Raw genomic sequence first — 24,651 nt, 5'->3', positions numbered from 1 at the left:
CGTTTGGTAATGTGGCGGCAATGGTTCCTGATCTCGTCATCGGCATTGATTCCTCGACCTCGGCAACCAAGGCGATCGCCTGGGACCGCAATGGTCTGGCCGTGGCCGAAGGTCGTGCACCGCTTGCAATGTCCAACCCGCGTTCGGGCTATTTCGAGCAGGATCCGGCCGAGTGGTGGACCTCGACGGTCGCAGCGCTGCGCGCCGTGACGTCAACGGTTTCGCCGGCACGCATTGCCACCCTTGCGATTGCCAACCAGCGCGAAAGCTTCGGACTTTTCGACGAGCAAGGCGAAGCGGTCGGGCCGGCGACGCTCTGGCTCGATGAGCGCGCCCGGCGGAAGGCACGCCGCTTCGGCGAGAGCTTCGGCGCGGCACGCGTCCACGCAATATCCGGCAAGCCGCTGGACGTCATTCCTTGCCTTTACCGCATGATCTGGTTTCGCGAGGAAGAGCCCGAGATTTTTGCCCGGGTGGAGCGAATGGCCGAAGTCCACGGCTATCTGGTCTTTCGCTTGAGCGGCCGGTGGGTGACGTCCACCGCATCCGCGGACCCGATGGGCATACTCGATATGCGAGCTATGGACTGGTCGAACGAAATACTGGAGGCAGCGGGCGTCGCCCGGCGCATGATGCCGGATCTCGCGCGGCCCGGCACCGTTCTGGGTCAACTGACTTCGGAAGCGGCCATTTCGACGGGTCTGCGCGAGGGCACGCCGATCGTAGCCGGCGGCGGCGATGGTCAATGCGCCGGCACGGGCGCTGGTGTGTTGCAGCCGCGATGCGCTTACATCAACCTCGGCACGGCGGTCGTCTCCGGCAGCTTCGGCACGGACTACGTCCACGACCAGGCCTTCCGCACCGAAACGGCGGTCGCCGATGATGGCTATATCTACGAGACGTGCCTTCGCGCCGGCACTTTTCTTGTCGACTGGATGGCGCGCGAGATGCTTGGCGTCGATCTGCATGGTGCAAATGATGCCCTGGAGACGCTCGAGGCCGAAGCCGCTGCCAGCCCGATCGGCGCAGGCGGCATAATGCTCCTGCCCTACTGGCAGGGCGTCATGGACCCACACTGGGATAGTGCGGCCCGTGGTGTGATTGCCGGGCTTTCGGGCTCGAGCCGCCGCGGCGACATCTATCGCGCCGTGCTGGAAGGCATAGCGCTGCATCAGGCCGCGACAAGTCAGCGGGCGGCTGCGGCTGCCGCCCAGACCATCGACCAGTTCATAGCGATCGGCGGAGGAGCGAAGTCCGACCTGTGGATGCAAATTCTGGCGGATGCACTCGATCGTCCCATAAAGCGTTCGACGACCGTCGAAGCCTCCTCGCTTGGGGCGGCGATGGCGGCGGCAAAGGGGGTGGGCTGGTTTTCCACCATCGCCGAAGCGTCGCTCGCAATGGCCAGCGAGCCGGCCAAAACCTTCGAACCGGACACGAAACGGGCCGCGCTTTACGCCGAACTTCTTGCGATCCATGCCGATCTTTGGCCAACGCTTTCAGCCTGGAACCAGCGCCTCGCGGCCTTCATGGAGGCCGATCATGGCTGAAACGACCAACTGGAACGCCTTGATCGAGGACGTTGTCGCGGGACGCTGGACAAATCCCAAGACCGGCGCGGCAGCAGACCTGCCGTTCCAGACGATCGAACTGCTGGAGACGACGGAGGGCCGCGAGGCGGATCTCGTTGCGCCCCTGGCGCTAGGCAGCCGCATCGCTGTTGTGTCGGATATCAACACCGTCGATGTGATGGGCACGCGCGTCGCGAAGGCGCTGCGTGCCATCGCCGACATCGATGAAATCGTGCTGCCTGACGGCCTCGACTGCGATGAGGCAATGATCCAGATGGTCAGGGAGAAGACGCGTCACGCCGACGGGGTCGTGGCCGTCGGGTCGGGCGTCCTCAACGACGGCTGCAAGCATGCAACCTTTCTCGACGAGCGGCCCTATGCCGTCTTCGGCACGGCCGCCTCGATGAATGGCTACGGCGCCTCGACAGCGTCGGTGACCTTGGCCTCCGGGCTCAAGATCTCGCTGCCCTCGCATGCTCCGCGGGGCATCTTCCTGGACCTTGGCGTGTCGGCCGCAGCGCCCGCCTGGCTCAGCGCCGCCGGGCTTGGCGACAGCCTCTGCCGCTCCACGGCCCAGATCGACTGGTGGGCTTCGCATCGGCTGTTCGACACTTACTATTCTGAGGTGCCCTACCTGCTGCAGGCGGGCGATGAGGAGCCGATGCTGGCCCATGCGCCTGGCCTTGCCAGGCATGACGTCACCGCTGTCGGGCATCTCCAGCGCGTCCTGACGCTGTGCTCGATGGGCGTGTGCTTTGCCGGCGTTTCCCATCCCGGGTCCATGGGAGAGCACCAGATTTCCCATTGGGTCGACATGTTCGCGGGAGAGCGTCATCCCGGCACCACGCATGGTCAGCAGGTTGGGGTTGCCTCGCTGGTCATGGCGCGTCTGCAAGCGCGGCTGCTGGACATGAAAGAGCCGCCGCAGGTGAAGCCGACCGCCATCGACGAAGCGGCGATGCTGGCCCGCTATGGCGCGCAGCTTGGACCACTTTGCATTGCCGAGACGAAGAAGACGGCACTCGACGCCAGCCAGACGGAAATCTTCAACCGCAGGCTTGCGGAAATCTGGCCGGCGCTGCGCCAGGAGGTTCGGCCCATGGCAATGCCGGTCGCCCGCATGGAGGCAGCACTCAAGGCTGCGGGAGGGCCGGTCACCGGCGCGGAACTAGGCCTGCCGCGAGCGCTTTGGCACGACGCCATTCACTATTCGCGGGAAATCCGCGGTCGATGGTCCTTCATCAATCTGGCCGCCGATGCGGGACTCTTGGAAGAGTTTCTGGAGAGCGAATGGTGAGAGCGCATCCGATCGCCAATAGCTCGCATAGCGAAAATGCGATCCAACCGGCAAGGGCAATCGAAGGGTAGCAATTTATGGCGTCCGTCACCATCAGCAACATAAAGAAGGACTATGGCGCTCTCTCGATTATCGATGGACTCGATCTCTCGATCGAGGATGGCCAGTTCGTCGTTCTGTTGGGGCCGTCCGGCTGCGGCAAGTCCACGCTGTTACGCATGATAGCCGGTCTCGAGCCCATCACATCCGGTGATATCGCCATAGGCGACAGGGTCGTCAACACGCTCCATCCCAAAGACCGCAATATTGCGATGGTCTTCCAGAATTACGCGCTTTATGCGCACATGACCGTCTTCGACAACATGGCCTTTTCCATGCAGTTGAAGAAACGCCCAACCGAAGAAATCAAACAGAAGGTCGGATGGGCGGCGGCGATCCTCAATCTGACCCCCTATCTGGAACGGTACCCTCGCCAGCTTTCGGGCGGTCAGCGGCAGCGCGTCGCCATGGGCCGCGCCATCGTGCGGGACCCAACTGTGTTCCTGTTCGACGAACCGCTGTCCAATCTCGATGCCAAGCTGCGGGTGCAGATGCGCACCGAAATCAAGGAACTCCACCAGCGGCTGAAGACCACCACCGTCTATGTCACGCATGACCAGATCGAGGCCATGACCATGGCCGATGTCATCGTCATCATGCGCGACGGCCATATCGAGCAGATCGGGCGCCCGCTCGATGTCTACGATCGCCCGGCAAACCTCTTCGTCGCCTCTTTCATCGGCTCGCCCGCAATGAACATGTTCCATGGCGAGGTGGCTTCCGAGCGCGACGCCTGGGTGGTGCGGACCGACGAGCTATCCCTCCCGCTCCCGCCAGGGGCTGCGGTCCGGCCCGGCCAAAAGGTGATCTACGGCATTCGCCCCGAACATCTTCGACCAGTGGCCGACGGGCGCGGCATTCCGGCGAGGATTACGGTTGTCGAGCCGACTGGCCCCGAAATTCACATCTTTGCCAGCATGGGCAACACCGCGATCTGCTCGGTGCTGCATGACCGCATGGAGCTCTCTCCTGGAGCTGTGATCCATCTGGAGCCGGCGCCTGAGCGAATCCACCTGTTCGACCAAGGTAGCGGCGAGCGGCTGGACAAGGGAAGAAGTTGAATGGCGCGGATCATCACCCTCGGCGCCGGCGTCATGGGCTCTGCCATGACGCTTCCGGCCGCTCACGCTGGTAACCGCATCACTCTTGTCGGGACCCATCTCGATGAGGAGATCGTCGGCTCGGTGGCCAGCACAAGTCATCACCCACGCCTCAACATCACTCTGCCTGATGTGGTAACCGCCTGTTCCTGGACCGAATTCGGGGCGGCGATGAACGATGGACCCGATCTGCTTGTACTCGGCGTCTCGTCGGCCGGCATTCCTTGGGCGATCGACCGCATTGCAGAAAGCATCAAGTCGCCCGTGCCGATACTGATGATTACGAAAGGACTTGCAGCAAGCGACGAAGGCGTGGAAATCCTGCCACATCTGCTTGCCCGCGAGATCGAGCAACGCACTGGCTTCTCGGTCCCTGTGATGGCCGTCGGCGGACCGTGCATTGCCGGCGAACTGGCGGCACAGCGCGACACCTCTGTGATCGTGGCCGGGCACGATCCCGACCAGGTCGCCGCGGCGTCCCGCATTCTGCGCGCGCCCTTCTATCATACGCGATCGTCATCCGATCTCGTCGGCGTCGAGATCTGCGCCGCTTTCAAGAATTTCTACACACTCGCCGTTGGTGCTCCCGTCGGGCTGCTCGAGCGCGACGGCAAGGCGCCCAATGGCGCACTCATGCACAACCTAGCCTCGTCACTTTTCTCGCAGTCCCTCGCAGAGATGGCGATTCTGGTCGAAGCTCTGGGTGGAAAGGTCGAAACAGTGCTGGGGCTGGCCGGCTCCGGCGATCTTTATGTGACCTGCCAGGCGGGCCGTAACGGTCGCATGGGGCGCCTGCTCGGCCGCGGCCTGCCTTATTCCGTGGCGAAGCGCGAACATATGAGTTCGGACACGGTCGAGGGCGCGCAACTGGCGCTGGACCTTGGTCCGACTTTGAAGAATATGATGGCCCGGGGTGTACTTCCCCACGATCGCCTGCCGCTGACGACTGCCATCATCGACGCAATTTGCCATGATGCTCCGCTGGTTTTGTCCTTCGACCGCTATCATCGAGGCTAGCGGAGCCGGGAAACTCGATTGATGCCTCATATCCATGAGCACATGGCTCCGCCGAGCCCGCTCTGGACCCGCTGCCGCGGAGTGGACAGGATGATCTGATGGAGAAACCAGCACGAAAGAAACGCGACGGCCGCCATGCCGTAACGAGTTCCGTCACGTCCGATCGCGAGGAAGGGCTGCTCGTGCGCGCCGCCTGGCTTGCTTATGTCGGTGACCTCACCCAGGCGCAAATCGCCAAGTCTCTTGGCCTGACACGCCTTCGCGTCAACCGGATGCTGGCGCATGCCCGTCAGCGGGGGATCGTTCAGATTCGCATCAATTCCAAGGTGGCGAACTGCATCGAGCTGGAGAACCGGCTGCGGGACGCCTATGGCGTTTCCGACCCAATCGTGGTTCCGACACCGCCTGATCCTGCCCTGGTGCCACAGGTCATCGCAGCCGCTGCCGGTGAAGCCCTGTCGCATAGAATCCGTGACGGGATATCGGTGGGCGTGGGATGGGGACGGACGCTCCAGCTTAGTCTGCGGTCAGTGACCGTACGCCCCGTCAGAGGGATGTCGGTCGTTTCCCTGCTCGGCGGGCTCACGCGTGGATCGGCGATCAACATCTATGAAATCGCGTCGCGGCTCGCGGCGCTTTTCGATGCGGAATGCTTCTACATCGCGGCACCGGTGTTCACGGATACGGAGGCCACGCGCGATCTGCTTATGCGCCAGTCCATTCTGGAAGACGCCTTCACCCATGCCCGCGACGTTGACGCCGCTTTCGTTTCGGTGGGCGCGGTGCACAAGGACGCCACCATCTTTCGGATCGGACTGGTAGGAGACGATGATCTCAGATCGCTCCGCGAAGCCGGGGCGGTCGGCGATATTTGCGGCCACTGGATCGGCGCCGACGGACAACTCGTCGATCACCCGCTAAACAGCCGTGTCATCGGCCTCGCCCCCGAACATCTGCGCGACGTCGACACTGTGATCCTGCCCTCCGGCGGCCTCGACAAGGTTCCGGTCCTGCGCGCCGTGTTGCGTCTGGGAGTGGTCGATGTGCTGATCACCGACGAGAAAACCGCTGAGGCGATCCTTGCGGAAAAGCCGTAGCGCAGACGGGTCGCGGCGAGGAATTGTCTCGCACCTGAATGGTGCCAAGCTGGGCCGCGCGAGCAGTGCCTGCGCAGAACGGATACACTCACTACCTATTAGCGCCGATACGCATCGCGTCATCTGCCGGAAGACCATTGCCACGGATCGCCTTGAAGACGGGACGCTGACGGTCAATCTGGGGCCGCTGGTCGCGGCCGACTTCGACTAGGTCTTGTGTCGAGAGTATCGCGCGCCAAGGCGCAAGCCTCGCCCGGCGAAAAACGTGCCTGAGCATAGGCAGCATGTCGCCCGTTGAAGTGCAAGGTGCCGGTCAGTGATATTTCGATCGGCGCACCCCATATGAGCGGAAGAGTGTCGTAAGGATTTGCCTATGTTGATTTCGCGTTCGGGACGGTTTGCAGTTTTGCTCGTAGGGTTGTTGCTGGCGTTTTTCATGGTCGCTGTGGATCATGCCGATGCGCGCCGAGGCGGCAGCTTTGGCAGCCGCGGCACGCGCACTTTCCAGTCGATCCCGCCGACCAGAACGGCACCACAGCCGGCCGCACCGGTCGAGCGTTCGATGACGCCCAATACCGCAACCAACAATACGGCCCGCCAGCCGCAGGCATTCCAGCGCCCAGGCGTCTTCAACGGCCTCAGCGGGCCGATGATGCGGGGGCTGCTTCTCGGTGGTTTGATCGGCGTTCTTTTGGGCCATGGTTTCGGCGGCTTGGCCGGCATGTTGGGTCTTCTGCTTCAAGTACTGCTGATCGGCGGCGTGATCATGCTGGCCATCCGCTTTTTCCGCTCGCAATCGGCGTACAATCCAGCGCCCACTACGGCTCGTGCCTCGGGGGGCACAGGGAGTTTTGGGCGAAACGCAGCAGCCCGACCCGAGCCGAGCAACGCCACAGCTTTCCCTATTCCAGGCATCGGGTCAGGATTTGGCGGAACGAGCCAAGCCACCGCTTCCGATGAGATCACACTCACCAAAACCGACCTCGACACGTTCCAGCAACGGCTGACGGAAGTTCAGGAAGCATTCGGGCGCGAGGACCATGCCGCCTTGCGCCGGTTGGCAACGCCAGAAATGGTCTCCTATCTGTTCGAGGAACTTGCCGATAACGCCAAAAAGGGCCTCAGGAACGAGGTATCGGATGTGGGCCTGCTGGAGGCCGATATTGCGGAAAGTTGGCGGGAGGGTGACCGCAACTTCGCGACGGCTGCTTTGCGATATGAATCTCGCGACGTGACCCGCGATCGCATAAGCGGCAAGATCGTTGAGGGCCAGGCCGATCAGCCGACGGAGACGACCGAACTGTGGACCTTCATGCGCCAGAACGGCGGGGACTGGAAGCTCGCCGCGATCCAGCAGCCTGGCTGATTTGCTTGCCGTGATTAAAATGTCTGCCCAGAGGTTGTTCAGGTTTCGTGCTACCACTCGAAGGCCAGCGCCCTTTCCGCGCGCTTGATCTTGTCTTCGTCTTCAATCCGTCCCGGACTGATGCGGTAGCTCAGCAGGGCGCGCCGGCGTCGCCTTGGGCGGGTCTGTCAATCGATTCTTCAGCACATCAATGAGGCTTACGGTGATGGCGATCACCGCGGGGCCGAGAACAAGGCCGGATGCTCCGAACAAGACAATGCCGCCGACCGAGCCGATAAAGGCCACCACGGTGTGGAGGCGCAACCTGTTCCCGACAAGCATCGGATAGAGCAGATTGTCGATGCCACCGACAATGACGCCGCCCCAGACGGTCAATATCGCCGCGCTGGCCCAAGCCCCCTCCAGAGCGAGATAGACCGCCGCGGGCACCCAGATCACGAATGCCCCGAGCACAGGCACGATGGCAAGAAGTCCCATGACAAGGCCCCAAAATACCGGCGTGGGCAGACCGAGCCACCAGAACATCAGGCCACCTAATGTTCCCTGGACGGCGGCGACGAACACGGTGCCGAGCAGTGTCGCATGAACGGTCTCTGCAAAGCGGGACAAGATGTGCGCTGTCTCGGGAGCGCGCAGGGGCGAAAGCCCCGCGACGGCTTGCAGGCCGTGTTGGCGATCCCGCAGAAAATAGAACAGCAGATAAAATGTCAGGCCGAACATCGCGACCTGATAGATGGACCCACGCAACAGCGATGTGCTTTGTCCCGTCAGCCATTGTACGAATGCGGCGACCGAACCGGCCGGATCGAATTGGTTCTCAATCCATTGGGCAATGGTCGAAAGGGTGGGATAGTCAGACATGAAGCCGTCTGCGTCCCAACCACGGACGACCTCCTCCAGATAATTGGCTCCGTTTACCGCTTCGCGAACGAGCTGTTGGGCGACGAGTACCAGCGGCAGGCCGACGGCAATCGCAGCAACGCTTACAGATATCAATGCGGCCAGGTTTCGATTTCCGACCCGTCTCTCAACCCATCGATGAGCCGGAGCCAGGATGATTGCCAGGACGAGCGCCCAGGTCAGTGCCGGCAAAAAAGGCCACGCCAGCAGATAGCAGACATATAGACCGATCACCGCCGCTGCGAGGACGCCGAGCAGTCTCAATTGTTTCACGTCGGCTATCTGTTTCAGATCAGGCAACCTTTCGCTGTCTCGCAAGCCCAGCGAGCCTAATTGGTTTCTTGAAAAAAGGGCAGCGTCGGCCGCGGCGCCCTGCGGTGAAGCTGCAAGGAGCGCTTGGCGTGATCACCGAGGCGGGTCAGCTCAAAGGATTGACGATGAAAATCGGCTTTCGCGCTGACGCCGGCGTTGATGAGCGCGCCACCAGGTGCATTGGGAATTTCTCGCCTAGGAGCCACGATCCGGCCGAGATGACGAGGAATATTGCCGGACTGAGGCCCAGCCATGCAAAAGGGAAGAACAGCCCCTGCCCTGCTTACCGGCGTTCCAGAGGCTTCAGAACTCTGCACGTATAATGTCTCGGCAAGCCAGAGCAGCTTCTTCAGTCAGAGATGCGGTTTGCGAAACGCCTGCGCCGGTCGGGCAACCTTGCTCCAGCCGTTCAGCGGGCTGATCCGGTCTCATGAATCACTGCTTCAAGATCAATGTCTGTACCAGATTGCGCTGAAAGACGCCGATAGAAGGCCGAAGCAGGCTCACGACCGGCCTCGCGGAGGTCGTAGAATTCGAGCGCGCGCTCGACCACATCCGTAATCGTGCGGTTTTCACGGCGAGCCAGCCGGCGCGCAAGATTACGCGCCTTGCCGCTACGGACTGAGAGCTGTGGATCGGCCATATCGGATCCCTTCGCGGCATTATTTAGACCGACTTCATTTAGACCCACTTCGCTTGCCAGCAAAGATGGCTGGTGTTGGCCTGCTGCCGCACGAGCGATTAACGCCACAGCTGAGGAAGGAGCCGCCATAATATTCGCGCTCCTATTCGAAGGAATAGGTAAACCCTTGGCCTGAGGCGCCAACCGTGACCTTTGTCATCTTTTCACCAGCGAGCGACCGGTTCAGCACGCCGCGGCTCAACTCCGGGAGGAGCGTGTTGGTCAGAATTGCGTCAATCATCCTGCCGCCCGATTCAATTTCCGTGCAGCGGGTCTTGACCAGATCCATGACACCGTCGCCGATTACCAATTCCGCGTCGTTGGTTGCACGCAGCCGGCGAGCAATCCTAGCAAATTGATGACGGGTGATCGCTTCGATCATCGAATCGGAAAGCGGAAAGTAAGGGATGGTCACCACCCGGCCAAGAAAGGCCGCTGGGAAGACCTTCAGCAACGGGCTGCGTAACGCAGTGTCCAGTTCGTCGAGCCCTGCCCGTACCGCGCCATTCCTTGTCCGGTCCATGATGACTTCGGAGCCGACATTCGACGTGAGAAGGATCAGCGTGTTCTTGAAATCGATCCGTCGACCTTCACTGTCGTCCATCATCCCTTTATCGAAGACCTGGAAGAAGATTTCGTGCACGTCCGGATGCGCCTTCTCGACTTCGTCGAGCAGGATCACCGAATAGGGCTTGCGCCGTACCGCCTCGGTGAGAATTCCGCCTTTGCCATAGCCGACATATCCGGGCGGCGCGCCCTTCAAGGTAGAGACCGTATGCGCCTCCTGGAATTCGGACATGTTGATCGAGATCAGGTTCTGCTCTCCGCCGTAAAGCGTTTCGGCCAGTGCCAAAGCGGTTTCGGTCTTGCCGACGCCCGAGGGGCCGCAAAGCAGGAATACACCCACTGGCTTTTCCGGAGCGCCGAGACCGGCGCGGCTGGTCTGCACGCGCTTGGCGATCATCTCCATGGCGTGATCCTGTCCGACAACGCGCTCGGACAGAGTGACCGCGAGCCGCAGCGCCTTCTCCGTCTGACTCGACAGCATCCGCCCCGTCGGGATGCCCGTCCAGTCCTGAACCACGGCCGCCACGGCGTTGCGGTCGACCGATGGCAGGATCAGCGGTGTTTCGCCTTGCGCCTCGGCCAGTTCGCTCATCAGTTCGCGCAGCCGAGCGAGATCGGCAGCCGGATCGGGAGGCGGAGGACCACCTGCCGCCGGAACCTTCGTCCCGGCATTGGACAGTTCGGTCTCCGGCACCTCCCCGCTCTCTGTCTCCGTGGCGGCCTCCTGCCCTTCCACGGCATCGAGCGGCACGCCGTCGCCGCGGAGCCTGGCACGCAATTCGAGTATCTCGGCCACCAGCGCCTTTTCGCGCTCCCAGCGCTGCTGCGCGGCTGCGAGCGTGCGTTCGGTCTCGGCAAGCCCGGCCTCGACTCGTGCCTGTCGCTCGGCCACTTCGATGCCGATTGCAGCCTCGCGGCCGATAATGCCGCGCTCGACCTCCAGCGCCTGGCGGCGGCGCATGATGTCCTCGACCTCGGCCGGCGTGGCGTGCTGCGATACCGCGACACGCGCGCAGGCGGTGTCGAGAAGGCTGACCGCCTTGTCCGGCAGCTGCCGCGCCGGGATGTAGCGATGTGATAGGCCGACTGCCGCGTCGATCGCCTCATCCAATATCTGAACCTTGTGGTGCTGTTCGAGGACGCCGGCCACGCCGCGCAACATGAGGATGGCTACCGGTTCCGAAGGCTCGTCGATCTTTACCACCTGGAAGCGGCGGGTCAGTGCCGGGTCTTTCTCGATGTGCTGCTTGTATTCCGCCCAGGTCGTGGCCGCTATCGTGCGAAGCTCGCCGCGTGCCAGCGCCGGCTTGAGCAGATTGGCAGCGTCGCCGGTTCCGGCAGCACCACCGGCGCCGATCAGGGTGTGGGCCTCATCGATGAAGAGGATGACCGGCGCTTCAGAGGATTGGACTTCGTCGATTACGGCCTTCAGCCGTTTTTCGAATTCACCCTTTACGCTAGCGCCTGCCTGCATCAATCCGACGTCGAGCATGCGCACGCTCACTCCCTGCAGTGGGGGCGGCACATCGCCTTTGGCGATGCGCAGAGCAAAACCCTCCACGACTGCAGTCTTGCCGACGCCCGCCTCGCCGGTCAGGATCGGATTGTTCTGCCGGCGTCGCATCAATATGTCGACAATCTGCCTGATCTCCGGATCGCGGCCGACGACCGGGTCGATCTTTCCATCGCGGGCGCGCTGGGTCAGGTCGGTGGCGTATTTGGCCAGTGCCGAATCCCCGCCCGGAGCCCGCCGCGGCGCCTCTGTCGCGGTGACCGTTGGCGCAGCGCCGGCTTCGAGTGAGCCCTCCGTGACATCGGCGAAGCGCGCCACGACGGCGTCGGCGTCGATCTTGTCGAACTCGCCGCTGATCTTCGACAGCAGGCCTTCCAGCACCGGTGTCTTCAGGCAAGCAAGCAGAACATGTGCGCTGCGGACCTCCTCCAGTCCGAATTCCAGTGTTGCCAGATTCCAGGCCTCCTGGATGGCGTGGAAGATATGGTCGGAAAACTCTTCGATCGAAGTTGCGCCATAAGGCAGCTTGTCCACCGCGCGCGTCATATCGGCCGCGAGCCGGCTCGCATCCACTCCCGCATCGGCGATCATCATCTGCACATCCGAGCGGTCGGAGAGCACAAGTTGTTCGATGAAGTGGACAAGTTCGACGTAGGGGTTGCCGCGCAGCTTGGCGCTGTCTGCCGCAGCCTTGAAGGCCCGCAAGCCTACAGGATTGAGCTTGCCGACCAGTTCCTTGCGCTTGAAGCTCTGCGATGACCGGCGCTGTTCCATCGAACGTGCTCCTGCATTCTGCAAGTTGATAACCTGCCACATAAGCAGCCGCTTGACAAAGTCGGTGATGAACGAAGGCTTTGGTGCCCGATTTCGCCGGGTCCTGCCATTTGTGAAAGGTCTCGCCTCACCGACTACAAACAACCACGCGACCGGCAGGCCCGATGCGATGGCTTTCGGATGCTGAGTTCGGCAGTTACGCCAGCGATTTCAGCACTCAAGAGTCGGCTAAGTTAGCTTTCGTTAATTTTTCAGCGATCGCTGAATTGTGGTGAGGTGCAGCCGTGTGATAACGTAAAGGCAGGCATGGCCTCAGGGCCAGTCACTGGGGGATCGGTGTGATAGATATCGCACTCTGGCTTGCTCCGCTCGACGGTGAAAATCCGTCCGGCGAAGATTTGCGCAACGATCGGATGTTTCATGAACTGGAGCGCCTGACAGAGCCTCAGGTCAAGGTTGTCCATGATGGCAACAACAAGCCAGTCTCGCAAAGCACCATTCCCGTCGACTGGCCAGCAGTACTCACCAAGGCCGAGGAATTGCGCGCGCGTGGCCGCGACCTGCGCCTGATTGTCATTGTCACACGCGCACTGGCCAACGAGCAGGGACTGGCCGGGTTGGCGCAGGGTCTGACGCTTATTGGGCGGACATTCGACCAGCATTGGGAAACCATGCACCCGTCGCTGCGGCCCAACACGCCGCCTCGCGAAGCGGCCTTGCGCCGCATCAACGCGCTGCTCGACGTTCAAAATGGTCAGGACGGGCTGCTGGCCAACCTGCGGCAAATGACTTTCTTTGCGCCACGCTCGATCGGGCCGATCAGCGGACGCGACCTGGAACAAGCTGCGCTCGACGATCGTGTCATGCTGCAAGAAGCAGCGTCAGGGTTGAATGCGGCCGAAAAAGCAACGCTTGTCAGTGCGCACGGACAACTGTTGAACCGGGTCCGTGCCGGGTGCGCGGCACAGGCGGACCAAGCCAATGAGGAAATGCATTCGCTCATTACCAATGCGCGGGCAGCGGTCGCGGCACTGGAAGCCGTCGAGACAGCCCTCAACGCTCACCTTGAGGGCAGCGGCGGCACCACTATCCCGGAATTGAGACGGTTCCTGCAGCGTTTGCTAACAACCCTCGAGCGCAACTCGGCTGCCGGCGCGATGGCAAATGGCGCAGTAAAGCCGTCCGCTTCGCCTGCAGAACCGGTAATGCCTGCCCGAAACGGTCATGGAGCCGATACTATGGCAAGTGTGGCTAGCTACGCTGACTCGAGCACCGCACTTCCCGACCGGATTACTTCGCGCGACGACGTGGTGAAATGCCTGGACCTCGTGGTCGCCTTTTATGACCGCACCGAACCGTCCAGTCCGATTCCGCACCTCGCCCGCCGTGTACGCCGGATGGTGCATATGGATTTTGTTGAACTGATGGAAGATCTCGCCCCGTCGGGATTGAAGGAATTCCGGCTTCTTGCCGGCGTTCCCGATGCCAAGAAGACGGTCCAGAAGGATGAAAGGTAGCAAGCCATGCCAGCCGAAAGCAAAGCGAAGGTCATCGAACGCAATCGAGCGCCGCGGGTGCAGATCGCCTATGATGTGGAAACCTACGGCAGTCCGACGACAATCGAACTGCCGTTCGTCATGGCCGTGATGGCCGACCTTTCGGGCGCTTCGCAGACCAAGGAAGCGATGAAGTCGGTGCTGGACCGCTCCTTTGTCGAAACCGACGCGAACCGGTTCCCACGTTTCATGGAAGCGCTCGGACCGCGCGTGAAAGCCCGCGTGAAGAATACGCTGCCCCAGGCTGAGGGCGCCGAGCGCGACGAGGAACTGGCGCTTGATCTTACCTTCACCAAGATGGGCGATTTCGCACCAGACAAGATCGCCGAGCAAGTTCCGCAATTGGCCGAAATCCTCAAAATGCGTCGCCAGCTCGAGGAACTTCTCGGCTTCATGGACGGTCGCGTCGACGCCGAAAAGCGCATTGCGCAACTTCTCAATAACGAGCCGCTTCTTGGCAGGATCGCCAGCCAGGCACTGGCCGACGACGATAAGGCAGGGGAATGACCATGGCCGAACAGCAAAAGACTGCCGCCGTCACCGCCGCGGCCGAAGCCATCGACCTTGGCGAATTCAGCGACCTCCTCGAGAAGGATTTCAAGGTCAAGAAAGACGACAGCGAGAAGCTGCAGCAGCTCGTGCGCAATCTCGCGCTTGCGGCGCAATCGCGGTCCGATACCACCACCATCTCGTCCAATGCGATCAAGTCGATCAAGTCGCTGATCGCCGGGATCGACAAGATGCTGTCGGAACAGGTCAACGAGATCCTGCACGCGCCGGAAGTGCGCGAAATCGAGGGCACATGGCGCGGCCTGTGGTATCTCGTCAACAATACCGAGACGGATCAGAAGCTGAAGATCCGGGTGATGAACATTTCCAAGCAGCAGCTGGCCGACACGCTCGAAGATTATGAGGGCCAGATGTGGGATCAGAGCCCGATCTTCAAGAAACTCTATACGGACGAGTATTCGATGCTTGGCGGCGAGCCTATCGGCTGTGTGATTGGCGCCTACGAATTCTCCAACCACCCGCGCGATGTCGGTCTTTTGCGCAACATCTCCGGGATCTGCGCCTCTGCACACACGCCGTTCATCGCAGCTGCCTCGCCGCGCCTGTTCCGTATGGACAGCTGGCAGGAATTGCCGAACCCGCAAGACCTGCAGCAGATCGTCTCAAACCCGGCCTATGCCTCGTGGCAGTCACTGCGCGAGAGCGAAGACGCGCGCTACATCGGCCTGACCATGCCTCGCGTTCTGGCAAGGCTGCCGTATGGGACGGATACCGTTCCGGTGAAGAGCTTCACCTTCGAGGAGGAAGTGCAGGGCGATCACAACAAATATGTCTGGATGAATGCAGCCTTCCCGATGGGCGTGAATATCAACCGCAGCCACAAGCTCTATGGCTGGGGCACGCAGATCCGCGGCGTCGAAAATGGCGGCACGGTCCTCAACCTGCCGGTGCACAGCTTCCCGACCGATGATGGCTCCATAGCGATGAAATGTCCAACGGAGGTCGCCATCGACGACCGGCGCGAGGCGGAACTGGCCAAGCTCGGCCTGATGCCCATCCTGCATCGAAAGAACACCGATCTCGCCGCCTTCATTGGCGCCCATTCGCTGCAGGACGACGAGACAAGGGCGGGACGGCTGGTGGACCCCGATGCGCAGGCCAACGAGCGGCTGAGCGCCAACCTGCCCTACCTTTTCCCGGTCTCGCGCTTTGCCCACTACCTCAAGGCGATCGCGCGCGACAAGGTCGGCTCGTTCAAGGAGCGCTCCGACATGCAGATCTGGCTGACCGAATGGATCAACCGGTATGTGCTGGCCAACCCGGCCTTTGCCGACGACAAGGCGCGCGCCAAGCGCCCGCTCGCCGCCGCCGAGGTTCAGGTGGACAGCGTGGAAGGGCGCCCCGGCTACTACAATGCCCGCTTCTATCTGCGCCCGCATTATCAGCTGGAGGGTATCAATGCCTCGCTCCGACTGGTTTCGGAACTTCCGTCGGTGAAGACTTGATTTGCAGCAACAACATCTTGGTTTTGAAAGCGGTGGAGAAAGAAAATGCCCACAAATACGAAGATTGATGGCTTTCTAAAGGTTCCGGATATCAAGGGTCCAAGCACTCGAGATGGCCATGAGGATGAAATCGAAATCCATGGCGTCGATTACAAGATGATCGCACCCTATGATCCAAATTCGCTCTCGCGTCGCGGTCGTGTGTCCTTGGGTATGATCAAGTTCACCAAGCACTATGACAAGGCTTCGCCCTACCTGAAAAAGGCGCTGTTCGAAAACAAGGCCCTGGACGAAGTCGTGTTTTCGGCACGGCGGACCATTGATGGCGAGACCAAGGATTACCTGGTCGTCACACTCACCGACGCCTCGATCATGGAATACGACATGTCGCAGGCCGAGGATGAGGAGGACCTGATCGAGGAAGAGGTCAGCTTTGCCTACAAGAAGATAAAGTTCGTCTACGACGACAACGACGAAATCGAAATGGATGTCTATGTCGGCAAGTGAGGCCCGGCGGCCCGGCGCGGACAAGTCGCTGGGTAGCGGCAGTTCGCGAGCAAAGCGCGAAGCAGTCCAGCCCTCTCTATGGGACCGCCTCGTAAACGATCTGCCGGGTATGACTTCCGAGATAGACGGGCTGCGCCAGGCCTTGCAGGACGAGCTTGGCGCGGAGCGGCTGGACAATCTGGTTGCGGCCAGTGCGCGGCTCATCGACGCGGACGCGGAGTTGACGGCCGACCAGAAGCGGCGTCTGCATCGCCTGGCCTTTCAGAGCCAGCACCGCGCTGAAATCGAAAGCCGCGGCGTGGTGGTGTCGGCTCGTGTGCTCAAGGAAGCCGTGCGGCGCGACGTCGAGGCCTTGTTCAATACCGAGCGCTTCGAGGCCATTCCGCTTCTTTCCGATCTTGAAAGCGAGCAGGCCGCGGACAACCCCCCGGGGCTCGCTGATTTTCCGGAGGTGCGTCGCAGCGTCGTCAATTACGGCGTGCCTTCCTTCTCGGGCCGTTCCTCCCGCGACTTTGATCGCGAGGCCCTTGCGCGCGAGATCCGCTCGGTGCTTGCCACCTTCGAGCCGCGTCTCAAGGACAGTGCAACAAAAGTTACGGTAACCCTTGGCGACAAAACCGTGGGCCTGAAGATCGAGATAGATGCGGTGTTGATCATGACGCCGACGCCCGAACGCATGCGCCTGCGCACCACGATCAATCTCGATAACGGCTTGGCTCGGACCGAATTTAGGGAAGCCTGAGATGGACCGGGTCTTCGTAGAATATTACGAGGAGGAACTGACCCATATCCGTGCGCTCGCGGCAGAATTTGCCGACATGCATCCGGCGGTGGCGCGCAACCTTTCACTCGATACGGTCCCCTGTCCGGACCCCTACGTCGAGCGGCTGCTTGACGGCGTTGCTTTCTTGGCCGCGCGGACCCGGCTCAAGGTCGATGCGGAACGCTCGCGTTTCTCGCGCGCCGTCCTTGATGTTCTCTATCCCGATCTTGTCACGCCGGCGCCGGCAACGGCCATGGTGGTGCTCAAACCCGGCCAGCAGGTCCAGACAATGATTGGGGGTCATGTCGTCAAGCGCAATACGCGTCTGGTTTCCAGCCTCCAGCCTGGCCTGTCGACGCGTTCCACGTTCACCACCGCCCAGGACATGACGCTGTGGCCGATTGCGATCACGTCGGTCGGCTATTTTCAGGATCGCAGCGCCTTGGCGGCAGCCGGCATCACGCGGATCGGCGGTGTGGATGGCGAGGCGGCGCTTCGCATCACGCTGGCTCGTACCGGAAAAGGCAAGCTCGACGAACTGTCGCTCGACCGGCTTGATCTCTATTTTGCCGCGCGCACCAAGGCACCGCTGCTTTTCGACGCGATTTTCGGCGCCTGCTCGGCCCTTGGTACACGACCGGAAGGCAAGGCCAACCCGATATCGGCGTTGCCGGTACCTAAAATGGTCGGCATCAGCGATGACGAGGCGCTGATGCCTCGTACACGTCCGACGTTCGAAGGATACCGTCTTCTGCGCGAATACTTCATGATGCCGGAGCGCTTTCACTATGCTCGGATTTCGGGGTTGCAGCCCATTGTGCGCAGATGCACAGCCGAGCTCGAGATCATCTTCATCTTTAGGCGTCCGGTGCCTGAACTTGCCGATCTGACGGCGGCCGATTTTGAACTTTTCGCAACGCCGATCATCAATCTGTTCGAGCGTGAGTGCAACGTCGTTGAGCTCGATCCGCGCAAGACGCGGCAGGTGCTGCATGCCGACCGCACGCGAGCGCGGGACTTCGAAATCTATCGGGTTATCCGCGTCGAGGACGCCGACAGTGAGGGGAGCGACGCCGCAATCCCGGAGCTCTTCAGCCTGGGACAGAACCGCGGCAGCGGTTGGGTTTATTCCACCGAACGGCGCCCACGCCGCCCGACGGAGGAGGAACGGCGCGACGGCCTCACCCGCACTTCATACACGGGCGACGACGTTTTCCTGGCGATTTCACGCCCCGCGGAAAGTCCGCCGAACCGGCCGCTGAAGCGCGTCGACATCGTGGCGCTCTGCACCAACCGCGATCTGCCGATCCTTGACGACAACCCTACCTTGACGCTGGAAGCCGGCGATCCGGTCGAAACAATCCGGCTTCTCGGCGCATTGCGCCCGCCTCGCCCAGCCATCCCCGCAGCGTTGCCGTCGGGCGCGGCGGGTGAATCGCGAGCCGACAATCTCGCCTGGCGGCTTGTATCGCAACTCGCGCTCAACTTCTTAAGCCTTGCAAACGAAGGTCGCGGCGTCGATCCGCTGCATGCGCTGCTTGAGCTATACGCCGACAGGGGAGACCCGAGCCTCGCCCGCAATGTGCACTCGATCGTGCGCATCGATTCCCGGTCGGTCATCGAACGACTGCAGATCGATGGGCCGATGTGCTTCGGACGAGGCACGGAGGTGACATTGCATGTCGATCAATCGGTCCTGGCGGGGCAGAGCACCTTGCTGCTTTCGGCCCTGCTGGCACGGCTGTTTGCCCGTCATGCCGGAATAAACGGCTTTGTGCGAACTCGCACATGGCTGCTGCAGAAGCAGGAGGATGTGCCATGGCCGATGACGCCCGGCAATCGCTACCTGATCTAGACAAGCCTGGTCGGTCCGAAGAGCTGTCGGATGCGTTCGACTTCTTCGAGCTGTTGCGCCGGCTCGAACGGAGAGGCGGGCTGTTCGGCTATTCCGGCCCGCCGGAGCGCGAACCCTCGCGGCTCGGGCAGCATGTCCGTCTCAGCTTTTCCGCCAAGGACCTGGCAGAATTCCGCGAAGCGAAGGACAAGGTCCCCGCCCGGGTTACAGTCGCCAACATCGGGCTGATGGGACCTGAAGGTCCGATGCCTTTGCATTTGACGCGCTGGGTGCTCGATCGTCTGTCGCAGCGCTGGTTCAGCGGCGCCGATTCACAGCAGACCAGCGACACGACGTTCATCGACTTCGTCAACATTCTTCAGCACCGTATGATCGCCCTGTATTATAGAGCGTGGGCGGATGCGCATCCGGCGGTTCAGGTCGAACGCGCGGTCGGTGGGCGCGTTCGCGCCATGCTTGAAGCCATGGCAGGGATAGGGCTTCCCGGCACCCAGAACGCCGATCTGGATGCCGTGAAGCTGCGCCAGGCCGCTTCGCTTGCCAATCAGGTCGACGGCCCTGAGCGGCTGACGCTATTTCTGGCAGAGGCGTTCAAGGTGCCGGTCCAGATCAGGGAGTTCATCGCTGCCTGGATAACCATACCAGCCGCGCTTCAGACCCGCCTTGGCAAAGCCTACGCGGGGCTTGGTCGGGGAGCGACGATCGGTCCGCGCGTCTTCAACCGTCAAAGCAGGCTCGAGCTCCGCGTCGGCCCACTGGGCTATGAGGACTTCAAGGCGTTCCTGCCGGGCGGTCAACGCCTCAAATTATTCAAGCAAGCCGTTGGCGACATGGTTGGCGAATCGCTCGACGTCGATCTGCGCATCGTGCTGGCGCGCGATGCCGTTCCGCCGCCGCGTATTGGAACCGTGCAACTCGCCCGGACCGCGTGGCTTGCGCGGCCCGCTGAAAGGGGCGATGCTGACGACATGCAGCTGCGGACATTAGTCGGCTGGCGGCAGGAAGGGGCGGAGGTCGCGGCATGAGTCTGCTGCTGACGCTGGAGCAAGGGCCACGCACCCAGGCGGTACGGCAGGCCTGGCTTGACGAGGGGGAACTGGTGATCGGCCGCAGCGCGGACGCCGGCTGGCAGATCGACGATCCCGACATGTTCGTTTCACGCGCCCATTGCAGGATCACTGGTGGGCGCGACGGATATTTCGTCACCGATACCTCGAGCAGCGGATTGTTCATAGACGACTCCGACAGGCCGCTCGGTGCCGGCAAGTCGACGCGCCTTCGCAATGGAATGCGGCTGAGACTGGGCGACTACATCGTGTATGTCGATCTGCAGACGTCGAGCCCTCAAGCCACATCTGCAGCAGCCGCAGCGCCAGTTCCGGAGCGCTCGCGGCCGGCGTCTCGGGCACCGGTCAGCATCGGCCGGGACGATTTCTTTTCAGCCGCCATGGAAGAAGAGCCGCAGCGGCCACGTCCAGCCGAGCTGCCTAACCCGTTCGAGCAGCCGATCCCGGGTGCGTTTGAACGCGCCAATTCCAGACAGCGAAGCTCGCCTGCTTTCGACGACCCGTTCAGCCTCGATCCGGTTTCAACGCCCCTGTCAAAAAGCGCCGACGCCTACCTGGAACCAGACAGCACCCCCAGCCACGCGGACCCATTCGGCCTCGACCCTATGTCGTCCCCTAAAGGCGCAACGGAGCCCGCGACGGCAAAGCTGCCGGAATTCAATGACGACTTCGGTTTTGGTCCAGCCGCGGCGCCCAGCCCGGGAAGAGATGCGGGCTCGACCGGTCAGCGCGAGCGCGACGCCCACCCACTGCAATCGGGCAATCCCTTGGAAGTGCCCGTGCGAGCGGCAGATGCCCCTCCCCCAATGCGGGCAGGCGCAGCCGCCAGCCCCGCCCGCCAGCCGCCTGCGAGGCAGCACGCCGACATGGCGCTTCGCACCGCATTCCTGCGCGGCATGGGCGTCGCGGAAGCCGATTTTCCCGGGCGCGACGCCGTCGCTGAGATGGAAAAGTTCGGCCGCGAATACCGGCTTATGATGGAAGGATTGATGCAGCTGCTGCGCAAGCGTGCCGAAGAAAAGGGAAATGCCCGCGTTGCCCAGACAATGGTCGGAGCCTCCGAGGTCAATCCACTCAAGTTTCTGCCGACTGTCGACGACGCAATCGTGACGCTTATCGCCGAACGTAGCCCCGGATTTCTCGCCGGCGAAGCGGCTATCGCGGATGCGGTTCGCGATCTGGCACAGCATCACGTGCGCGCCTGGCGCGGCGTGCAGGCTGCCTTGCGGCGGATGGTCGACCGTTTTGAGCCGGCAGCCATCGAAGAAGAGCTGAAATCGAGTTCCGCGATCGGCACGCTGTTGTCGGGCGGGCGCGGCGCCAAGCTGTGGGAGCTCTACCAGAAACGCCATCGTGAAATCGCCGAGAGCGCGGAAAAGAGCTTTCTCGGCGAAATCGGCGCCGATTTTCGGGATGCATATGATGAGGAGTAAGACATGATCGATCGACGCGAATTTATCGTTGCCTTGGGTGCGACCGGGCTGCTTACGGCCTGTCAAAGCGCCGGGCCGCCAAAACCGTCGGTCATCACCGTGAAGCTGACAGGAGCGGCCGGCATGAACCCTGGACCAGGCGGCGGCGACCGGCCAGTGACGGTGCTGGTCATGCGGCTGCGCAGCACCGGTAAGTTCAACTCCGCCGACTACTTTGCCTTGCAGGGGGATGCCGGCTCGCCACTGGCAGGCGATCTCATCGGGTCCGACCAGATTGCCGTCGGGCCTGGAAAAACCGCGACCAAGACCATTACAGTTGAACCGGATGCGACGGCCCTGGGCTTCGTTGCACTTATCCGTGAGCCTGGCGGGCGAAACTGGCGGACGACCAAATCGGTTTCGCCCGGATCAAACTTTACGATCAATGTCACACTCGGCAGCGGCGGCATTTCCGCCTGACGGCCAAGGCAAGGGGAGCTCGATGCAGAGAGTAGCCGGATGAGCGATGCAAACAGGGTGCTGTGGTCCGAGGGCCTTTTTCTGCGGACCCAGCATTTCCAGCAGCAGGATCGTTTCTTCGAGGCGACTGTGCGCGGCGCGTTGCGGGCCGGCCAGCTGCATACGTTCGGCTTTCAGCAATTGACCCTGGATAAGGCATTGCTCGATGCCGGCCAGATCTCGATCCTGTCTGCACGAGGCATTTTCCCGGACGGAACCCCCTTCTCCATTCCGGATCTGATGGACGCGCCGCGTCCGCTGCCGGTCACCCCGGATACAGGCGCCGGCCCGGTGCTGGTCGCCTTGCCGCTCGAGCCGGCCGGCGGCGTTGGCTTCGATCCGGCGCATGCGCCGCCCAGCGGTGCGCGCTATCATGGACGGATCGTTTCGGTGCGCGATGCCGTCCAGGGCGGTTCAGACCCCGAAGAAATCGAAATCGCCCGGCCGCAATCGCTGTTGCTTGCACCCGGCAAATCGGTCGGCGGCTATACCGCCCTGCCGATAGCCGACATCAAGGGGGTTCGTGCCGATGGCGGCGTTTCGCTGGACGAGACGTTCCTGCCACCGGCATTGGTTACCGGTGCAGTGGCCTGGTACCGGCAACTGCTTCTGGAAGTCGTCACAGGCCTCGACCAGATCGCCGAGGCGCATGGCAAGATGGTCATGGGCGGGCCAGGGCGCAGCGTCGAAGACCTGTTGATGCTCAACCTCGCCAACGCGGCGCGTCCGCGACTGGCCCATATGCTGGCGCAGGATGTCTTCCATCCGGCCGAACTTTACCTGGAACTGGCCGGGCTTGCCGGCTCGATGGCGACCTACGGCTCGAGCGCGCGGCGACTGGGCGAGCTGCCGGCTTACGATCACATGGCGCCCGGCCCACCGTTTTCGGCGCTGGCGGATGCATTGCGCTCACTGATCCTGAGCCTGCGTTACATCGAGCCGAAATCGCGTGCGCTGCCCGTCATGCGCCATTCGACCAATGTTTGGAAAATCCGCATCGACAATCCGAAGCTGCTGGTGGCCAGCCGGATCGTCATCCGGGTCGGTTCGGAACTGTCGGAGGACGCGCTACGCAAGATATTCGTCAACCAGGCGACCGTGGGCTCGGCTGATGAGTTCGAGGGCCTGTGGAAGTCCCGCCTGCCCGGCATCCCGCTGAAACCGCTTCATTCGCAACCGCGCGAGATTCCTTACGACGGCGATCGGCTGTGCCTTGAGCTCGACCAGAAAAGCGAGCACTGGGCATCGCTGCTCGGTGCCCCAGGCTTCGTTATTGGCGTTTCGGGTGTACTGCCGAGCGAACCGCAGGTGGACTGCTATTCGGTGAACAGGTGAAACCATGAGCCGGGATGATCCTTTCGGACTGTCGGAGGATCGCGAACGCACTCGCATCAGGCTGACCGGCACGCCGATGCCGCGACCGATGGCGGCATCCTTGCCGGGCGGGCCGGTTAAACGCTCGCGCACCCACCCGAACGGCCTTGTCAACGCCTTTGCGCCCCTGCTCGAGTTTGCGCCTGAGCTTGAAAGCGCGCTGCCACCAGAGATTCCGGAAGTGTTACGCACACGGCTGCTCGAAGAACTGGTTCGGGCACGCGACACGGCAATGGCGGCGGGGTCATCGATGGAGCGGGCCGATCAGGCAGCATGGGTGGTGGCGGCCTTGCTCGACGATCTGGCCCTGAACACGCCCTGGGGCGGGGCCAGCGCATGGCCGCGTCAGCCGCTTGTGGTCATGTTGCGCGGCGACGTCGACGCCGGCACGCAGTTCTTCACACGGCTCGACGAACTGGAACGCCATCCGAACCGCGATCGCGAATTGCTGGAACTTCAGTATGACTGCCTGGCACTCGGTTTTCGCGGCAAGTATCGCGTGCCCGGCCGGTCGGGCGATCGCTCGCTCAATGCCGTTCGTGTGGCCGCGGCACGTTTCCTGCGCGATGCCGACGCCGAGAATGGACCGCTGTCGCCGAACTGGAAAGGCGTCATCGCATCCGACGAGCCGCAGCGCTTCATCGTTCCGATCTGGGTGATGGCCTTGGCCGCGGCGGTCATCGCCACCGCGACCTATGTCGGGCTCTCGATGGGACTAAGCAGCCAGGCGGTGGAGCTTTCAGCGCTGGTCCGCGCATTGCCGCCGCCGACCCGTGGCGACATCAGCCGCGTATCGCCAACCGCCGATGTCCCGCCGCCGGAGACTGTGGATTTCGCGCTGCTGCCCGAATTTGAGGCCGGCGCGCCGGGCAATCTCAGATCGGCTCTGAGCGGCACGGAGAGCGTTTCGCTGGCCAAGCTGGTCATCCAGGCCTCCAACCCGGAACTGTTCCAGTCGTCGCGGCCAACACTGACCGAGGGATTCGAGCCGCTGATCGGCTCGATCGCCAAGGTGATCCTGGCCAATCGTGACCTGATCGGCAACATCACTGTGGTCGGACATACGGACGGGGTTCCTCTGCAAAGAACCAATCCGCTGTCGACCAACCAGCGACTGTCAGAGGCTCGCGCCCAGACCATTGCCGACATGCTGATACAAAACGGAGTGCCGCAGGAACGCGTCCATTCCGAGGGCCGGGCAGCGACGGATCCAGTGGCCGATGACGGCACGCGCGAGGGCCGGGCCCTGAACCGGCGCGTTGAGGTGCTGGTCGAAAAGAGGCTGTGA

Annotated in this window: 20 protein-coding genes; 17 read left to right on the top strand and 3 right to left on the bottom strand. The window is 62.2% G+C overall.

All coding sequences use genetic code 11. From position 1 onward, the window contains the following. Positions 1 to 20: 20 nt before the first annotated feature. From NKI25_RS27605 to NKI25_RS27580, 6 genes are all read left to right on the top strand, one after another. A complete protein-coding gene (locus tag NKI25_RS27605) occupies positions 21 to 1,550 on the top strand; it encodes a xylulokinase (protein WP_352999934.1) in 1,530 nt (509 codons plus the stop codon). Further along, positions 1,543 to 2,868: an iron-containing alcohol dehydrogenase gene (locus tag NKI25_RS27600; protein ID WP_352786528.1), complete on the top strand. Its 1,326-nt coding sequence runs from the start codon at positions 1,543 to 1,545 to the stop codon at positions 2,866 to 2,868. Before NKI25_RS27605 ends, NKI25_RS27600 begins: the two co-directional genes overlap by 8 nt. A 77-nt stretch (positions 2,869 to 2,945) precedes the next feature. Beyond that, positions 2,946 to 4,028: an ABC transporter ATP-binding protein gene (locus tag NKI25_RS27595; RefSeq protein WP_352623464.1), complete on the top strand. Its 1,083-nt coding sequence runs from the start codon at positions 2,946 to 2,948 to the stop codon at positions 4,026 to 4,028. After that, entirely contained in the window at positions 4,029 to 5,084 is a 1,056-nt protein-coding gene (locus NKI25_RS27590) for a hypothetical protein (RefSeq protein ID WP_352592736.1), read from the top strand. A gap of 98 nt (positions 5,085 to 5,182) precedes the next feature. After that, positions 5,183 to 6,181 (top strand): sugar-binding transcriptional regulator, encoded by a 999-nt coding sequence (locus tag NKI25_RS27585; RefSeq protein ID WP_352904508.1) that lies wholly within the window; start codon positions 5,183 to 5,185, stop codon positions 6,179 to 6,181. A 376-nt stretch (positions 6,182 to 6,557) separates the two neighbouring features. Then, positions 6,558 to 7,547, top strand: coding sequence for a TIM44-like domain-containing protein (locus tag NKI25_RS27580; protein ID WP_352786606.1), 990 nt, complete (start codon positions 6,558 to 6,560; stop codon positions 7,545 to 7,547). 102 nt (positions 7,548 to 7,649) lie between these two features. Here NKI25_RS27580 and NKI25_RS27575 read toward each other — a convergent pair whose 3' ends face one another. The 3 genes from NKI25_RS27575 to tssH all read right to left on the bottom strand — a co-directional run bounded on the left by NKI25_RS27575 (position 7,650) and on the right by tssH (position 12,295). Beyond that, positions 7,650 to 8,747 carry an AI-2E family transporter gene (locus tag NKI25_RS27575; RefSeq protein WP_352999932.1) on the bottom strand — a complete coding sequence of 366 codons (1,098 nt, stop codon included), beginning with the start codon at positions 8,745 to 8,747 and terminating at the stop codon, positions 7,650 to 7,652. A gap of 421 nt (positions 8,748 to 9,168) precedes the next feature. Further along, complete coding sequence (locus tag NKI25_RS27570; protein ID WP_352786607.1) at positions 9,169 to 9,402, bottom strand: type II toxin-antitoxin system VapB family antitoxin; 234 nt, start codon at positions 9,400 to 9,402, stop codon at positions 9,169 to 9,171. A 142-nt stretch (positions 9,403 to 9,544) separates the two neighbouring features. Next, positions 9,545 to 12,295, bottom strand: a complete 2,751-nt coding sequence (gene tssH / locus NKI25_RS27565; RefSeq protein WP_352707773.1) for a type VI secretion system ATPase TssH — start codon at positions 12,293 to 12,295, stop codon at positions 9,545 to 9,547. 338 nt (positions 12,296 to 12,633) lie between these two features. Here tssH and tssA point away from each other — a divergent pair, with 338 nt between their 5' ends. Genes tssA through icmH form a run of 11 tightly spaced genes read left to right on the top strand, consistent with a single transcriptional unit; the run spans position 12,634 to position 24,651 of the window. Then, entirely contained in the window at positions 12,634 to 13,812 is a 1,179-nt protein-coding gene (tssA, locus tag NKI25_RS27560; RefSeq protein ID WP_352999929.1) for a type VI secretion system protein TssA, read from the top strand. Positions 13,813 to 13,818: 6 nt separating this feature from the next. Beyond that, positions 13,819 to 14,358, top strand: coding sequence for a type VI secretion system contractile sheath small subunit (gene tssB, locus NKI25_RS27555; RefSeq protein ID WP_352592754.1), 540 nt, complete (start codon positions 13,819 to 13,821; stop codon positions 14,356 to 14,358). Between the two features lie 2 nt (positions 14,359 to 14,360). Further along, positions 14,361 to 15,866 (top strand): type VI secretion system contractile sheath large subunit, encoded by a 1,506-nt coding sequence (gene tssC, locus NKI25_RS27550; protein WP_352592757.1) that lies wholly within the window; start codon positions 14,361 to 14,363, stop codon positions 15,864 to 15,866. Positions 15,867 to 15,911: 45 nt separating this feature from the next. Continuing rightward, the gene (locus tag NKI25_RS27545) at positions 15,912 to 16,373 is read left to right on the top strand and encodes an Hcp family type VI secretion system effector (RefSeq protein ID WP_352592760.1); all 462 of its coding nucleotides are present in this window, start codon (positions 15,912 to 15,914) and stop codon (positions 16,371 to 16,373) included. Next, entirely contained in the window at positions 16,360 to 17,115 is a 756-nt protein-coding gene (tssE, locus tag NKI25_RS27540; RefSeq protein ID WP_352999927.1) for a type VI secretion system baseplate subunit TssE, read from the top strand. Before NKI25_RS27545 ends, tssE begins: the two co-directional genes overlap by 14 nt. 1 nt (position 17,116) lies before the next feature. Then, positions 17,117 to 18,991, top strand: a complete 1,875-nt coding sequence (tssF, locus tag NKI25_RS27535; protein ID WP_352999925.1) for a type VI secretion system baseplate subunit TssF — start codon at positions 17,117 to 17,119, stop codon at positions 18,989 to 18,991. Beyond that, positions 18,955 to 20,016: a type VI secretion system baseplate subunit TssG gene (tssG, locus tag NKI25_RS27530; RefSeq protein WP_352786533.1), complete on the top strand. Its 1,062-nt coding sequence runs from the start codon at positions 18,955 to 18,957 to the stop codon at positions 20,014 to 20,016. The genes tssF and tssG overlap by 37 nt, the downstream gene beginning before the upstream one ends. After that, positions 20,013 to 21,491 (top strand): type VI secretion system-associated FHA domain protein TagH, encoded by a 1,479-nt coding sequence (tagH, locus tag NKI25_RS27525; protein WP_352786534.1) that lies wholly within the window; start codon positions 20,013 to 20,015, stop codon positions 21,489 to 21,491. The genes tssG and tagH overlap by 4 nt, the downstream gene beginning before the upstream one ends. Before the next feature lie 3 nt (positions 21,492 to 21,494). After that, a complete protein-coding gene (gene tssJ, locus NKI25_RS27520) occupies positions 21,495 to 21,950 on the top strand; it encodes a type VI secretion system lipoprotein TssJ (RefSeq protein WP_352786535.1) in 456 nt (151 codons plus the stop codon). Positions 21,951 to 21,989: 39 nt separating this feature from the next. Then, on the top strand, positions 21,990 to 23,324 hold the full coding sequence (tssK, locus tag NKI25_RS27515) for a type VI secretion system baseplate subunit TssK (protein WP_352786536.1): 1,335 nt from the start codon (positions 21,990 to 21,992) through the stop codon (positions 23,322 to 23,324). A gap of 4 nt (positions 23,325 to 23,328) precedes the next feature. Next, positions 23,329 to 24,651: a type IVB secretion system protein IcmH/DotU gene (gene icmH / locus NKI25_RS27510; RefSeq protein WP_352786537.1), complete on the top strand. Its 1,323-nt coding sequence runs from the start codon at positions 23,329 to 23,331 to the stop codon at positions 24,649 to 24,651.

The organism is Mesorhizobium sp. M0808, from assembly GCF_040320025.1.
Classification (GTDB): Bacteria; Pseudomonadota; Alphaproteobacteria; order Rhizobiales; family Rhizobiaceae; genus Mesorhizobium.
The sequence above is the reverse complement of the archived record's forward strand: the minus strand, read 5'-3'. Positions and strand labels throughout refer to the sequence as shown.

Bases quoted from the DNA above. Each gene is read 5' to 3' on its own strand.
- NKI25_RS27605 (WP_352999934.1), top strand. From the start codon at position 21: ATGGTTCCTGATCTCGTCATCGGCATTGATTCCTCGACCTCGGCAACC.
- NKI25_RS27600 (WP_352786528.1), top strand. From the start codon at position 1,543: ATGGCTGAAACGACCAACTGGAACGCCTTGATCGAGGACGTTGTCGCG.
- NKI25_RS27595 (WP_352623464.1), top strand. From the start codon at position 2,946: ATGGCGTCCGTCACCATCAGCAACATAAAGAAGGACTATGGCGCTCTC.
- NKI25_RS27590 (WP_352592736.1), top strand. From the start codon at position 4,029: ATGGCGCGGATCATCACCCTCGGCGCCGGCGTCATGGGCTCTGCCATG.
- NKI25_RS27585 (WP_352904508.1), top strand. From the start codon at position 5,183: ATGGAGAAACCAGCACGAAAGAAACGCGACGGCCGCCATGCCGTAACG.
- NKI25_RS27570 (WP_352786607.1), bottom strand. From the start codon at position 9,402: ATGGCCGATCCACAGCTCTCAGTCCGTAGCGGCAAGGCGCGTAATCTT.
- tssH (WP_352707773.1), bottom strand. From the start codon at position 12,295: ATGGAACAGCGCCGGTCATCGCAGAGCTTCAAGCGCAAGGAACTGGTC.
- tssB (WP_352592754.1), top strand. From the start codon at position 13,819: ATGCCAGCCGAAAGCAAAGCGAAGGTCATCGAACGCAATCGAGCGCCG.
- tssC (WP_352592757.1), top strand. From the start codon at position 14,361: ATGGCCGAACAGCAAAAGACTGCCGCCGTCACCGCCGCGGCCGAAGCC.
- NKI25_RS27545 (WP_352592760.1), top strand. From the start codon at position 15,912: ATGCCCACAAATACGAAGATTGATGGCTTTCTAAAGGTTCCGGATATC.
- tssE (WP_352999927.1), top strand. From the start codon at position 16,360: ATGTCGGCAAGTGAGGCCCGGCGGCCCGGCGCGGACAAGTCGCTGGGT.
- tssF (WP_352999925.1), top strand. From the start codon at position 17,117: ATGGACCGGGTCTTCGTAGAATATTACGAGGAGGAACTGACCCATATC.
- tssG (WP_352786533.1), top strand. From the start codon at position 18,955: ATGGCCGATGACGCCCGGCAATCGCTACCTGATCTAGACAAGCCTGGT.
- tagH (WP_352786534.1), top strand. From the start codon at position 20,013: ATGAGTCTGCTGCTGACGCTGGAGCAAGGGCCACGCACCCAGGCGGTA.
- tssJ (WP_352786535.1), top strand. From the start codon at position 21,495: ATGATCGATCGACGCGAATTTATCGTTGCCTTGGGTGCGACCGGGCTG.
- tssK (WP_352786536.1), top strand. From the start codon at position 21,990: ATGAGCGATGCAAACAGGGTGCTGTGGTCCGAGGGCCTTTTTCTGCGG.
- icmH (WP_352786537.1), top strand. From the start codon at position 23,329: ATGAGCCGGGATGATCCTTTCGGACTGTCGGAGGATCGCGAACGCACT.